General features: G+C 38.2%; 11 protein-coding genes and 1 riboswitch. Of the genes, 8 read left to right on the top strand and 3 right to left on the bottom strand.

What is annotated here, in order from left to right:
* The first annotated feature begins 113 nt into the window (after positions 1–113).
* From hdcC to hisS, 4 genes are all read left to right on the top strand, one after another.
* Positions 114–1,568 carry a histidine-histamine antiporter gene (gene hdcC, locus LREU_RS09545; protein ID WP_011953593.1) on the top strand — a complete coding sequence of 485 codons (1,455 nt, stop codon included), beginning with the start codon at positions 114–116 and terminating at the stop codon, positions 1,566–1,568.
* A gap of 256 nt (positions 1,569–1,824) precedes the next feature.
* Positions 1,825–2,760 carry a histidine decarboxylase, pyruvoyl type gene (gene hdcA, locus LREU_RS09540; RefSeq protein WP_003669317.1) on the top strand — a complete coding sequence of 312 codons (936 nt, stop codon included), beginning with the start codon at positions 1,825–1,827 and terminating at the stop codon, positions 2,758–2,760.
* A gap of 240 nt (positions 2,761–3,000) precedes the next feature.
* Positions 3,001–3,525 (top strand): histidine decarboxylase maturation protein HdcB, encoded by a 525-nt coding sequence (gene hdcB / locus LREU_RS09535; protein WP_003669316.1) that lies wholly within the window; start codon positions 3,001–3,003, stop codon positions 3,523–3,525.
* A gap of 328 nt (positions 3,526–3,853) precedes the next feature.
* Positions 3,854–5,155: a histidine--tRNA ligase gene (gene hisS, locus LREU_RS09530; RefSeq protein ID WP_003669315.1), complete on the top strand. Its 1,302-nt coding sequence runs from the start codon at positions 3,854–3,856 to the stop codon at positions 5,153–5,155.
* Between the two features lie 280 nt (positions 5,156–5,435).
* On the opposite strand, the gene nhaC is transcribed toward hisS, so the two are convergent.
* Positions 5,436–6,821, bottom strand: a complete 1,386-nt coding sequence (nhaC, locus tag LREU_RS09525) for a Na+/H+ antiporter NhaC (RefSeq protein WP_003669314.1) — start codon at positions 6,819–6,821, stop codon at positions 5,436–5,438.
* A 311-nt stretch (positions 6,822–7,132) separates the two neighbouring features.
* Positions 7,133–8,461 carry a nucleobase:cation symporter-2 family protein gene (locus tag LREU_RS09520; RefSeq protein ID WP_003669313.1) on the bottom strand — a complete coding sequence of 443 codons (1,329 nt, stop codon included), beginning with the start codon at positions 8,459–8,461 and terminating at the stop codon, positions 7,133–7,135.
* Between the two features lie 104 nt (positions 8,462–8,565).
* A riboswitch (purine riboswitch) is annotated at positions 8,566–8,664 on the bottom strand.
* A 165-nt stretch (positions 8,665–8,829) separates the two neighbouring features.
* Between LREU_RS09520 and LREU_RS09515 the strand changes: the two genes are divergently transcribed.
* The gene (locus tag LREU_RS09515) at positions 8,830–10,263 is read left to right on the top strand and encodes a C69 family dipeptidase (RefSeq protein ID WP_003669311.1); all 1,434 of its coding nucleotides are present in this window, start codon (positions 8,830–8,832) and stop codon (positions 10,261–10,263) included.
* Positions 10,264–10,441: 178 nt separating this feature from the next.
* On the opposite strand, the gene LREU_RS09510 is transcribed toward LREU_RS09515, so the two are convergent.
* Positions 10,442–11,359: a magnesium transporter CorA family protein gene (locus tag LREU_RS09510; RefSeq protein ID WP_003665048.1), complete on the bottom strand. Its 918-nt coding sequence runs from the start codon at positions 11,357–11,359 to the stop codon at positions 10,442–10,444.
* A 146-nt stretch (positions 11,360–11,505) separates the two neighbouring features.
* Here LREU_RS09510 and LREU_RS09505 point away from each other — a divergent pair, with 146 nt between their 5' ends.
* The 3 genes from LREU_RS09505 to trxA are packed head-to-tail and all read left to right on the top strand — an operon-like array spanning position 11,506 to position 13,519.
* Positions 11,506–12,426: an RluA family pseudouridine synthase gene (locus tag LREU_RS09505; RefSeq protein WP_003669310.1), complete on the top strand. Its 921-nt coding sequence runs from the start codon at positions 11,506–11,508 to the stop codon at positions 12,424–12,426.
* Between the two features lie 18 nt (positions 12,427–12,444).
* Positions 12,445–13,200 (top strand): TerC family protein, encoded by a 756-nt coding sequence (locus LREU_RS09500; protein WP_003665044.1) that lies wholly within the window; start codon positions 12,445–12,447, stop codon positions 13,198–13,200.
* Between the two features lies 1 nt (position 13,201).
* Complete coding sequence (gene trxA / locus LREU_RS09495; RefSeq protein ID WP_003669309.1) at positions 13,202–13,519, top strand: thioredoxin; 318 nt, start codon at positions 13,202–13,204, stop codon at positions 13,517–13,519.
* Positions 13,520–13,526 lie beyond the last annotated feature (7 nt).

Below are 13,526 nucleotides of genomic sequence, written 5' to 3'. Positions count from 1 at the left end.
CAGATACGGCAACCATTCTGCTGTTGAATAATTAAAATGCAAGTGCTATATTGAACGTGGACATTGTGCATATTCCTATTCCTTACAAATATAACGTAAGGGATGTGTACAAAATGGCCGATAATAAACCCCAAGCTGAAAAGCTAGGACTTGTTGGTTTAATTGCGCTATGTGTTAGTGCAATGGTTGGTTCAGGAGTTTTTGACTTGCCGAAGAATATGTCAATGGAAGCGGGGGTTACCGCTCAGATTATCTCCTGGATCATTACTGGTATTGGGATCTGGTTCATTGCTGAAATGTTTGTTATTTTGAGTGATGTTAAGCCAGATTTAACCGCTGGACTATATAAATATGCGCAGGTTGGATTTGGCTCATTTACCGGATTCTTTAGTGCGTGGGCGTATTTTGTTTGTGAATGTGCAGCTAATGCGGCTTATGCTGTTTTAGTAATGAGTACATTAGATTATTTCTTCCCAGGTACATTTACCGGTGGTAATAACTGGCCATCAGTTATTGGGGCCTCAATTATTACTTGGGCAATTACTGCTCTGGTTCTTCGCGGGGTAGAAGTTTCTAGTACAGTGCAAAAAATTGCTACTGCGATTATGTTAGCAGTTGTAGTAGTCTTTCTTGTTTCCGTACTCTTTCACTTTAACGTTCACACTTTTACCACTAATATGAGCGCTACTCACAGTGTTCCCTCGCTTAGTGATAAACCAATGGGTAGTGTAATGCATCAAGTTATGAACACAATGATGGTAACTTTGTGGCTCTTTGGTGGTATTGAAGGTGCCGTTGTTATGTCTGGTAAGGCAAAAAACGTTAAGCAAGTTGCACCAGCAACTGTTATTGGTTTTGTTGTTTGTTTGGTAATGTACGCACTAGTTGGTATGCTTTCGCTAGGTGCATACTCTTATGGACAATTAGCCAAGATGACCTCACCGTCAACTGCTTACATTTTGACTAATGTTTGGCATAATAATATTGGGCGTGATGTCATCGCAATTGCATTGTTAGTTGCTGTTTTCGCAAGTTGGATTTCTTGGATTCAAATGCTAGCCGAATTGCCACAACATGCGGCTGCGGAAGATGGATCATTCCCTCGGGCTTTTGCTAAGGTATCAAAGACTGGTGAGCCAGTATTTTCAATTATTATCGCCACAATTGTTATCGAAATTATTATTTTGATTGCTCACTTTGATGAGAGTGCATACCAAATGCTCTTAACAATTGTTGGAGTTATGACTGTCCCACCATACTTACTCTCATCGATGTACTTGATTAAAATAAGCCGTAAAGAACATGGGGATTTCCCTACGGATACCAAGCACCGGCGTGGAGCAGGAATGGCAATTGGTGTCTTAGCGTTCCTCTATATTTTATTTATGGCATACTCGGCAAATATTAAATATACATTAATTTCATTTATTTTCTATGCTGTCGGTATTCCGCTATATATGTGGGCACGTCATCAACATGGAAAGAAGATATTTACCAAGGGCGAATTGATTTTTGCAATTGTAATTGTATTAGTTGCAATTTATGGGATTTATGCATTAATTCACTAAATATATTAACTAAAAATAACATTTTGTGTGCTTAATTAATTAAAAAAACAATATATGACCAGAAAAAAGCGTCAAAGATTAGTCTTTGGCGTTTTTTATATAATCATCTATTTTAATTTTAAAATTTTTAGAAAAATTTACCGTTTCCTATTGACATATATATATATATATACTGGGGATTGTAAGGAATAGGAAGCGCTTTCGTTCATTGCTATTGTTTTGTAACTTTTGCTTTTTTATTAATGGAGGTCTAATTATGTCCGAATTAGATACAAAGCTTCATAAACTTGGCGTTGACCGTATTGCAATTAGTCCATATAAGCAATGGAGTCGTGGTTACATGGAACCAGGTAATATTGGTAATGGTTATGTAACTGGTTTGAAGGTTGATGCTGGTGTTCGTGACAAAACAGATGATGAAGTTTTAGATGGAATTGTTTCTTATGACCGTGCAGAAACTAAGAATGCTTACATTGGTCAGATTAACATGACCACTGCATCATCTTTTACTGGTCCTCAAGGTCATTGCATTGGGTATGATCTTTTGAGAAATCCAGAAGTTGATACTGCTGAACCACTGTTTACTGTAAAGCAATGGGATGGTAGTGAACTTCCAATCTATGATGCTAAACCATTACAAGATTCCTTAGTTGAATACTTTGGCACTAACGATAACCGTCGTCACTATCCAGCTCCAGGTTCATTCATTGTTTGTGCTAATAAGGGTGTTACTGCAGAACGTCCAATGAATGATTCAGACATGAAACCGGGTCAAGGATATGGTGTATGGTCAGCCATTGCTCTTTCATTCGCTAAGGATCCTGCAAAAGATTCGAGTATGTTTATTGAAGATGCTGGTGTATGGGAAACACCTAATGAAGATGAATTAATTGAATACCTTAAGGGTCGTCGTAAGGCAATTGCTAAGTCAATTGCTGAGTGTGGTCAAGATGCTAATACCTCATTCAAGGGTTCATGGATCGGCTTTGCTCATGCAATGATGGAACCAGGTCAAATTGGTAATGCAATTACCGTAGCACCTTACGTTTCAATGCCGGTTGATTCTATCCCAGGCGGTTCAATCTTAACACCAGATACTGACATGGATATTATGGAAAACTTAACAATGCCTAAGTGGCTCGATAAGATGGGATATAAGTCGTTAACTGCTAACGGCGCTATTAAGTACTAATATAAATTAATTACAGTTTTTAATTCCCTTCCAAAAATATTAGGGCCTTTATAAGGTAGGTGGATGTGGAGCAAAAGTCGATCATGACTTTGTAGAAACGCATTTGCAATGCATAAATAGGCTTCAATCGTTCGACGTTCACGAATGATTGAAGCTGTTTGTGTACCACGATGTAAGTCTTTTTAACAGTTAAAAGACCTACGTCCCAGTCTCTTCTTATAGGTTAGGTTGTGTTAAGTTATGACAGATAATTATAGTATAAACATGCAACGGATTAATAAAGTCATTCCTAATACATTGGTTACCGATGTATTTAAGAGGACATTAAAAAAACTGCAAGATCGGATATCACAAATTATAGTAAATGATGGCCAGGACGGAAAAGAAATTTTAATGACTTCAATTCACAACTTCTATAGATATGCTAATGGTGAGATGACACTATATAAAAAGGATAGTGTAAAGAAGGTTGAATTCGTCAAGGGAACGCCTCACGGTAAGGTGATTATCAAATTTTATGATTTTAGTGATCTTAAATTAAATGATATTGTTTATGGCCGTGCTTTTGATTTTATTCAAGACATTAAGCCTAAAGAAATCAATCATGCTGGTTACGATAATACTATTCGTGGAGAATTTCCACAGTTGTTGGACCCTGATCATGCAGAAGAAATTGATCGCTTAAGACGTTGGATGCAAGATGGACACATTAGTCATTACGAATATGATGATGCGAACCCAGTCTACCCTAAAGCTGGGAAATAAAAGTTGATAAAACGATATTGACAAATTCATGATATTGTTTATCATTTAGGTTAAGAGCATATATTAATTATTAATATTTTGTTCTTCAAAAGATTAGTCGACTAAGTCTTTTATTGATTTGAGAAACATCTTCAATTCACATTTTACTTGTGAATATTAAAATATTTCGTGATGGGGAGCGTTATTACCCCGGCGGGTGGTTATACCATTTACCCGGTGGAACACTTTACCTTAGGGTGAGTGTAAATTAAGGTAGTAATAATAGGCTCCTCAACAAGCTAAAAACTTGTTAAGGAGCCTTTTGAGGTTAAAAAGGTAGGTTTTAGATATGGCAAAAGCTAAAGTTAATTATCAACGTCCACGTGGGACGGTTGATATTTTGCCTGGCGAAAGTGAACTATGGCAAAAAGTCGAAAATATTGCACGCAATACATTTGCAGAATTTGGTTATTCAGAAATTCGGACACCAATGTTTGAAGATTATAATGTCTTTGCGAGAAATGTTGGTGATACCTCTGATATTGTAGAGAAGCAAATGTATGATTTCCATGATAAGGGTGAACGGCATGTAGCTTTAAGACCAGAAGGAACAGCTGGAGTGGTTCGAGCATATGTTCAAAATAAGTTATTTGGGCCGGAATACCCTAAGCCGTATAAGGTTTACTATATGGGACCAATGTTCCGCTATGAGAGACCAGAATCAGGACGTCAACGGCAATTCACTCAAATTGGTTGTGAAGCATTAAATAGTGAATCTCCGCAAATTGATGCTGAAGTTATTTTAGAAGCATTGATGTTCTTTAAGCGACTTGGCATTACGGAATTACGTGTTGCTATTAACACCCTTGGGGATAAAGAAACCCGAGATAACTATCGTCAAGCTTTAATTGATTATCTAAAACCCCATTATGATGAACTTAGTGATGATTCTAAGGAACGTCTCTACAAAAACCCATTACGTGTCCTTGATAGTAAAGATGAAACAGATAAGAAGATCGTAGCAAATGCTCCTTCAATTCTTGATTCATTGAGTGGTTATTCTGCCAAGTACTTTGATTCTGTTAAAAAAATCCTTGATAAATTTAATGTTGACTACGTTGTTGATAATGAAATGGTTCGGGGATTAGATTACTATACTCACACTATTTTTGAAATCATGTCTAATTCACCAGTATTTGGTGGCGGCTATACGACAATTTGTGGTGGAGGTCGTTACAATGGATTGATTTCGCAAATCGGTGGACCTGATGAAGGTGGTATTGGATATGGAATTGGGGTTGAACGTCTCCTCCTCTTATTAAGAGAGGAAAATAAGAGCTTCATTCCACAACCAGGTCTTGACTTATTCTTTGTTACGGTAGGTGAGAAAGCAGATAATTTTGCTTTTGAATTAATGGAGCCACTTCGCACCATGGGAATTAAAGTCGATAAAGACTACCAAGGATTAAAGGTTGGAACTCAGATTAAAGAAGCAAGTCGACGAAACAGTAGGTACTTTGCCGTTATTGGTGATAAGGAAATATTATCAAAAGAAATTGAATTAAACTTCACTGAATCGGACAGCAGTGAAGAAGGTAAGAAAGTTTCTATTGATGAACTCTTAGGCAATCCAGAAAAGTACTTAAAGTAATTACATTTATACAATAGCAATGAAATAAATGTACGAAAAAAGAGTGGTAACTAAGACGGACACTTAGTTGTCACTCTTTTTATATTCTGTATTTCGTTTAGTGTAGAAGTTAGTGGTAATAAAAAATAACACGTTGTATGAATAAGTGTTTATAATAATACCACCTAAAAGAGAATTAATAGTTCACAGTATAATGGGCTTCAATTATCCGCAGGAGGCGAACAGATGAAGTTCATATCTAAAATGTGCATCGTGACTACAAGCTTATGAATGACTTTTGTTACGCTCCTTTTAATTGCTTTCCTTTTTGCCACTTCAAACCAATTCCAGTAACTCCACTTAAAATTGAGAAAACTGGTGAAAACAGACTAAAGAAAGCAAATGGTAGGAAGTGAAGGACTGGTACACCAAGGGTTGAGGCGGCGAATGATCCGGCAACTCCCCATGGGATTAAGTAGTTAATAACACTTCCACCATCTTCAAGGACACGACTAAGGGCTAATGGTGAAAGACCCATTTTATCAAACGCACCCTTAAATGCCTTACCTGGAAGAATAACGGAAAGGTATTGCTCCCCAACAAAAAGATTGATTCCAATACCCGAAAGAATTGTAACAGTAATAAGGCTACCAGGCTTATGAAGGTGGTCAACAAGCGGCTTCATTGCTGACTGAACAATGTTAAACTTCATCAAAATTCCCCCAAGCGAAAGGGTAACGATGATCAGGGAAACTGTTCCCATCATACTGCTAATCCCACCACGGGTAAGCAGCGTATTAACAGTTGCATCGCTAGTGTGAGCAACGAAGCCATCACTAATTAATTTAGCGAGGGATTGAAGAGAGGTTCCTGGCTTTTGGAAGAAGATCATGACTACTGTAACGATGATATTGATAAATAAGGTTGGGATGGCTGGAATGTGGCGCCATGCACAGATAAACATTAAGGCGATTGGTAATAGGGCCCACCATGAAATCGTAAATTGTTGATTAAGGATAGCCATTGTGTGGGCGATCTTACCGGCGCTCATATGGGAACTGGAATTACCAAAGAACCAGAATAGAATTAGCGAAACGATAAAAGAAGGAATCGTTGACCACATCATATTCTTGATATGGGCGAAAAGGTCACTGCCTGCGATTGCAGAGGCAAGATTAGTTGAATCAGAGAGCGGCGACATTTTATCACCAAAAACAGCTCCCGAAATGATCGCACCCGCTACTAGCGCAGGATTAGCATTAAGTGCAACTCCCATTCCAAATAAGGCAATTCCGATTGTCGAAATAGTTGTAAAACCACTACCAATGGATAGACCGACTAAAGAACAGACAATGAATGTTGATGGGACAAAAAATTGACTGCTAATCAGTTTGAAGCCGACAATCATAATTGTAGGGATGACTCCAGCTTGAATCCAAACGGCAATTAATGCACCAATAAGGATAAAGATAAAGATGGGGATGATTGCGGTAGCGATTCCTTCTTGGATACCTTTATGAATCTCGTCCCAACTAGCACCACGAAACTTGACCCAAAAAATAAGTAAAGCTATGACAAATAGGACGGGGATCTGTGGTGACAAGCCAAACTTAATCACGGCAGTCCCTAAAATTATTAGCATGATAAGTAAGAGGGTTACTGCCTCTTTAAAACGAATACTCTTCATCGTTGTTCCTCCTTAGAAAAGAAATAAAAAAGTCCCGTTGATAAAAGTATCAACGGGACGATTATTTTAATCGCGGTACCACCCACCTACGCATCTTGATTTTATGCGCACTCATATCAGGTGGTAACGGCACTGAATATGGCCGGACAATTCAGATCACGTGATAATTCGAAACACTCCGCCTGACCGGTTCGCACCTAACCACCGGCTCTCTTACGCCCAACGAAGGTTCTACTGAAACGATAATTGTTGAAATTATAATATCGTGCTGAGATTTGAATGTCAACAACTAAATTAAAAAAGAATGAGAATTAATCATGATTAGCCCACCGATGATTAAATAACAGATTAAGAAGAACGGCCGAAAGACTGGTGACGACAATCCCGTTACCCAGGATGATTTGAAATTCAGTTGGCATATGCTGGAACAGTTGCGGATACATGGTAATCCCTAATCCTAGTCCAATTGAAACAGATGCAGTAAGAAGGTTGGCATTGTTAGAGAAATCAACTTTATGGAGAATTTGAACTCCTTGAACACCGACCATTCCAAACATCACAATCATTGCACCCCCAAGGACAGGTTCTGGAATAACCGTTGCGAGGGCGCCGACTTTAGGTAAAAGACCAAGTAATAAGAGTAAAAAGGCGGCATAGTAAACGGGTTGGCGGCTTTTCACTCCGGACATTTTAAGAACACCCACATTTTCAGAAAAAGTAGAATAAGGGAAGGTATTAAAAAGTCCGCCTAAAATTGCAGCAATCCCTTCAGCACGGTATCCACGTTCTAAGTCGGTGGTTGTTAATTGCCGGCCAGTAATGTCGCTGAGGGCAAAGAAAACACCGGTTGACTCAATCATTGTCGTGAGCGAAACAAGAATCATTGTGATCATGGCACTCATATCAAAACGTGGCACGCCAAAGAAGAATAATTGCGGAGCGTGGAACCAAGCAGCTTCACTAACCGGTTTAAGAGAGACAAAGCCTAATGCGCCCGCAATGAAAGAAGAAATTAAAATTCCTAATAAAATAGCAATTGACTTCATAAAGCCACGAGCAAAGGCATTGAATAATAGAATGATAGCAATTGTTAGAAAGCCGATAAGGAGGTTAGCGGGATCACCAAATGAAGCAGCAGTTGGCGTACCTCCTCCTAAGTCTTGAAAACCTACTGGAACAAGGGTAAATCCAATAATAGTTATTAAAGATCCAGTAACGACCGGTGGAAAAAACTTCTTTAAGCGGGCAAAAAAGCCAGCAATTAGGAAAACAAAAATCCCGGCAGCAATAATGGCCCCATACATATAAGTGATTCCTAACTTTCCACCAATTGTTTCGAGGGGAGTAACAGCTTGAACTGCACACCCGAGGACAACTGGCAAACCAATCCCAGTTAATGGTGTTCGCTTTAATTGTAAGAGGGTTGCGACACCACACATGAAAATATCGATCGAGACTAGGTAAGTCATTTGAAGCGTGGAGAAGTGTAAGTAATGTCCAATTAATAACGGAACAAGAACGTCCCCAGAATACATTGCAAGTAAGTGCTGGAAACCAAGGACAAAATTTTGCCATTGACGAGTGAAATCAATTTTAGTATGACGACTAGGTGCTTGAATAGATGAAACAGGTTCTTTCAAAATATACCTCCCCAAAAATTAACACGCCTAAATAAAAATAAGAGACTGAAAAATTCAGCCCCTCTACCGATTTTTAAAAGCTTTAAGTTAAAAACAGACAGTGTCAGTTTTTAAGAAGCGCTTATAGTCTAAAGTTTACGGCTTTAGGTAGAGACTAACCGACCATATTTCGGTATTATATAGGCTATTTATTTGATGTAGTTATCCTATCACTAATACCGAACATTTTCAATGCTTTGTTCGGTATTAGTGATATTTTAGATTGATTTGTATGACTAACGTTCAGCTTTTTTTCTTATGATCCGGTTAATTCCAGATAGTGGTATTATTAGAAAGTACAGTAACTACTGTGGAAGGAAGCGTATATTATGCAAAAGCTAATGAGTAGTTGTACGGCAATGCTTGTTGGAAAGAATGCTACGATTGATGGCTCAACAATTATTGCACGTGATGAGGATGCTGAAGATGGAGTCAATCCTAAGACATTCAAAGTATTTCCTGCCAAGGATTACACCGGTGAACATTATGTTTCAAAATATAATGGGTTAACTGTTGAGATGAAGGGACAGGGATGCCGTTATACGGCAACTCCCAATGGCGTGCTTGATGAAGGACGCTGGGATGAGCAAGGCATTAATGAATATAATGTTGCAATGAGTGCGACAGAAACCGAAATGACAAATGCCAGGGTGCTTGGTCATGATCCGTTAGTAGAAAACGGAATTAATGAAGATTCAATGGTTTATCTTGTCCTACCATTTATTAAGTCTGCCCGTGAAGGTGTTCAACGGCTTGGATCATTAATTGAAAAGTACGGTACTGGTGAAAGCAATGGGATTGCCTTTAGCGATAAGGATGAAGTTTGGTATCTTGAGACCGGTGGTGGCCATCAATGGGTTGCCCAACGGATTCCTGATGATGCTTATGCAATTGCACCAAATATTATGTGTATCGAAGAGGTCGACTTTAACGATCACGATAGCTTCATGTATGCGCCGCAAATTAAAGATTTTGTTGAAAAATATCATTTAAATCCTGATCCACAAACGTTTAATTTCCGAAATATTTTTGGCACACAGGATGAGGCAGATGCCTACTACAACACCCCTCGTTCTTGGTATGGTCAAAAGCTCTTTACTCCATCCTTAAAACAGGAGCCTACCAGCCAAAAAATTCCATTTATTCAACATGCAGAAAAGAAAATTGCCATTGAGGATGTAGAGTACTTCCTCTCATCTCATTATAACGGTACTCCTTATGATCCAATGGGAACTTATGCTTCTGGAACACCAGCGGAACAGCGAAAATTCCGTTCAATTGCACTTGATCGTAATCAAAGTTCATGTATTTTGCAAATTCGGAATGACGTCCCAGCACAATATGCTGCTATTCAATGGATTAATTTTGGCTTTTATTGCTATAGCCCTTATGTTCCGTTCTTTACAAATATTAGTGATACTCCGGCAAAATATAAGTATGCTACTGATGATGCTCAGCCGGATAAGAGTGCTTATTGGTTAAATAAATTGTTAGAAGTGATTGTAGAACCACGCTATCATGAATTTATCAATGAAGTAAATGATTTCCGAGATCGGTGTCAAAGCTATGGCGTAGGACGAGTGGACATAATTACAAAAACAGCTCAGATTCAAAATTCAGCTAATTTAATTAACTATCTAACTGAACAAAATATGAAAACTGCTAATCACATTCTGAACGAAACACATGAACTGATTAACCAGCTTTTGCATGAAGCATTGTTGAATTCTAAGTTCCAGTTTGAACGTGGCGATAACTTATAAAAATAGTGAGTGGAAATTAACCTTCTCGACAAGGCGGTGGGCTAAGGATAGAACGGTGATTAGCACGGCACGGGCTGATTATCGTTCGGACTTAGCCTCGAGCCTTGTGGTTAATTTCCACGATATCTTAAATAAAGTTCGTATAAATAAAGAGGTTGTTGTCTCAGCCTCTATTTTTTTATTTCCACCAATGACGATTAATAAGAAAGATGACACATGCCAACATTAAGACAATAGTAATGAAGATTGTAAAAACCCATGAATACGTCCCATTTGCGAGGGGTAATTTGACGTTTTCACCGTAAAAACCAGATACAATTGTTGGAATTGAAAGAACAATTGAATAAATGGTGAGGTATTTCATCGTTTGGTTTAGGTCACTATCAAGAACCTTGCTATAAGCATTAGAGACACGGGCAGAAACATCTGAAGTCATCTGGGCCATTTCTAGACCTTGCTGTGCTTCGACAATTACATCATCAAGGTCATTATATTGCTTTGTAGTAATATGGTTACCAAAGCGACGTTTAAATTCTTCAAGTAGAGACACATTCCCTTTAAGTGAGGTAAGAATGTAAACTAACCCAGTTTCAATCTCCATAAATTGGGTAATAGCTTGGCGTCCCGTTCGTCGTTGAAGATTTTGTTGAATTTCTTGTCGCTGTTGGTCTGCACGACGAAGGGGGCCAAAATAGTCAGTTGAAAGTCGATAAAGAACTGGGAAGACTAAGTTTAATTTGTCGTCATTTTCACCATGCTTCTTTAATAACTGTAGCTGATTGGCAATGATTCCATTTACAAAGTTCGTTTTTGCATTTGTAAAAGTAATAATATTATTAGCGGTTAGCATGATGCCAATTGGTGCAGTCTGTGGAGCTGTCACAGCATGAGTTGGCACATAGACATCGAAAATTAATAATGTGACTCCTGCATCTGGGTCAATTTCAACCCGGGCTTTTTCGTAGGGGTCAATTGCGTAATCAAGTAATTCTTGAGTAACCTCATATTTTTCAATTAAATCTAATCGTTCATGGGGGAGAGGTTCGAATATACTTATCCATTTGCTATGATCATTAATTTGTTCTGTTGTTAACATCAGTACCCATCCCCTTAAATTTACTCATACTCTATTCAACGCTATTATCGGATAAAAGTAAACAGACTTAAAAATATTCTAAATATTTCCTGGGAAATACAGTAAAATAATCTTATCAGAATTTAGGCGAAAGAGAGGTGAGTAAAATGAAATATCGGTGGCAGATTCATGAAAAGTTAGCTGATAACCAGGTGCCGAAACCATTACGCAAGTTACTTCATGATCAATGGCTGCTTCCTAATCGGCTAATTCACTATTTGCGGATTAGGCGGACAGTGCTTGTTAATGGCAACTATCGATCCATGAATGAGATTGTGGAGAAAAATGATAATATTCAATTATTATTTTGTGGTGATGAAATTCGGACCCCCACCGCAAATGATTATATTCCGTCTTCGCAATCACATTTAGAGGTCCTTTATGAGAATCGCGATTTGTTAGTAGTAAATAAACCGCGGGGACAAAAAACTCACCCTAATTACCATGGCGAAACAGGGACATTAATGAATGATGTTGCAGGCTATTTAGCGCATAGTCAAAATAATGCTTATATGGTCCATCGGATAGACTTACAAACGAGTGGAGCAGTAATTGTTGCTAAGAATCCAATTGTTGTTCCAATCCTTAACCGATTAATTAGTGATGGGCAAATCCACCGACAATATTTGGCAGTAGTGGAGGGTGAAATGGCCCAGAGTGGAAAGCTCGATTGGGCAATTGGACGTAATCCAGTAAATCCCCATCTTCATCAAGTGAACGGGCAAAACGCGCAGCCAGCCTTGACATATTATGAAACATTGGCAAGTAATCATGAACGTTCCTTAGTGAAACTTCGCTTAGCAACTGGCCGTACGCACCAACTTAGGGTTCATTTGGCGCATAGTGGCCATCCGATTGTTGGTGATCCGCTTTATAATCCTTCGTCAACAGAAGGGATGCTGCTTCATGGTGTGTCGCAAAAACTCATATTACCTTTCGTAATGAAATCTTTAAATATTAGTGCGCCATTACCATCGTATTTTAAAAATTATTTGGTAAAATATAACTTAGCTAAAAAGCAAATTTAAATTAAGGGAGGACATTAATTGTCACTTTTAGAGAAGTTGTATGGACCATTTTTTGATCCACATAACTGGGCAACAGTCGTTACATCAGGACAGGATTGGTTAATCATTTTTTCGTTGGTTATGATTGAATGTTTACTGTCAGTTGATAATGCTGTTGTGTTAGCGGCTCAGACACGAGTATTACCGACATTAAAGGAACAAGAAGAATCGCTTTTCTACGGGATATGGGGTTCTTACATTTTTCGCTTCTTAATTATCGGGATCGGTGTTTATCTAATTAACTTTTGGGAAATCAAGGTTATTGGAGCGGCTTACTTAATTTACCTTGTATATCGTTACTTTCATAATAAATTCTTTGGTAAACGAGCAATGCGAAAGACTCGTGAAGGTAAAACACGTTTAACTGGGCGTAAGCTTTTTTGGACAGTTGTTTTACAGATTGAATTTATGGATATTATTTTCTCTATTGATTCTGTTTTAGCATCGTTAGCCGTCTCAAATAATCCAGTTATTGTTTTAATCGGTGGCTTGATTGGGATTGCATGTATGCGAGGAATTGCTGAAGTTATTATGAAACTGATGCGCAAAGTTCCTGAGTTAGAACCGATGGCATATATCTTAATCTTTGTGATTGCTATTAAGCTCTTCTTAACGATCCCTGCAATTGATATCGAGATTCCATCAGGGATTTTCGGTAGTTTTATCTTGCTTGTTTTTGCGGTAACGATTATTATTCACTTTATACGTAGATCACAGAAAAAGAAGGTAGAATAAAATGGCAATTGATGCAACAGCTGAGACCTTTGATAAGGATGTTCAAGGCTCAATGACGGTTGTTGATTTTTGGGCACCATGGTGTGGTCCATGTAAAATGATGGAACCAGCTATGCAAAATCTAGAAAAGCAATACGGTGATAAAATCAAGTTTGTGCGGATGAATGTTGATGGAAATCAAGAAATTGCACAACGGTATAAAGTAATGAGCGTCCCAAGTCTGGTCCTTTTTAAGGATGGACAGGCGAAAGAAAAGGTAACTGGATATTATCCAGAGGCTAAACTGGCTCATTACTTTGAACGAAAAATAACTGAATAAACTAATA

It is taken from the genome of Limosilactobacillus reuteri subsp. reuteri (assembly GCF_000016825.1).
GTDB classification, from domain to species: Bacteria; Bacillota; Bacilli; order Lactobacillales; family Lactobacillaceae; genus Limosilactobacillus; species Limosilactobacillus reuteri.
The sequence above is the reverse complement of the archived record's forward strand: the minus strand, read 5'-3'. Positions and strand labels throughout refer to the sequence as shown.

What these genes read in the sequence shown, in the direction of transcription:
- hdcC (WP_011953593.1), top strand. Translation starts at nt 114, where the DNA reads ATGGCCGATAATAAACCCCAAGCTGAAAAGCTAGGACTTGTTGGTTTA.
- hdcA (WP_003669317.1), top strand. Translation starts at nt 1,825, where the DNA reads ATGTCCGAATTAGATACAAAGCTTCATAAACTTGGCGTTGACCGTATT.
- hdcB (WP_003669316.1), top strand. Translation starts at nt 3,001, where the DNA reads ATGACAGATAATTATAGTATAAACATGCAACGGATTAATAAAGTCATT.
- hisS (WP_003669315.1), top strand. Translation starts at nt 3,854, where the DNA reads ATGGCAAAAGCTAAAGTTAATTATCAACGTCCACGTGGGACGGTTGAT.
- nhaC (WP_003669314.1), bottom strand. Translation starts at nt 6,821, where the DNA reads ATGAAGAGTATTCGTTTTAAAGAGGCAGTAACCCTCTTACTTATCATG.
- LREU_RS09515 (WP_003669311.1), top strand. Translation starts at nt 8,830, where the DNA reads ATGCAAAAGCTAATGAGTAGTTGTACGGCAATGCTTGTTGGAAAGAAT.
- LREU_RS09510 (WP_003665048.1), bottom strand. Translation starts at nt 11,359, where the DNA reads ATGTTAACAACAGAACAAATTAATGATCATAGCAAATGGATAAGTATA.
- LREU_RS09505 (WP_003669310.1), top strand. Translation starts at nt 11,506, where the DNA reads ATGAAATATCGGTGGCAGATTCATGAAAAGTTAGCTGATAACCAGGTG.
- trxA (WP_003669309.1), top strand. Translation starts at nt 13,202, where the DNA reads ATGGCAATTGATGCAACAGCTGAGACCTTTGATAAGGATGTTCAAGGC.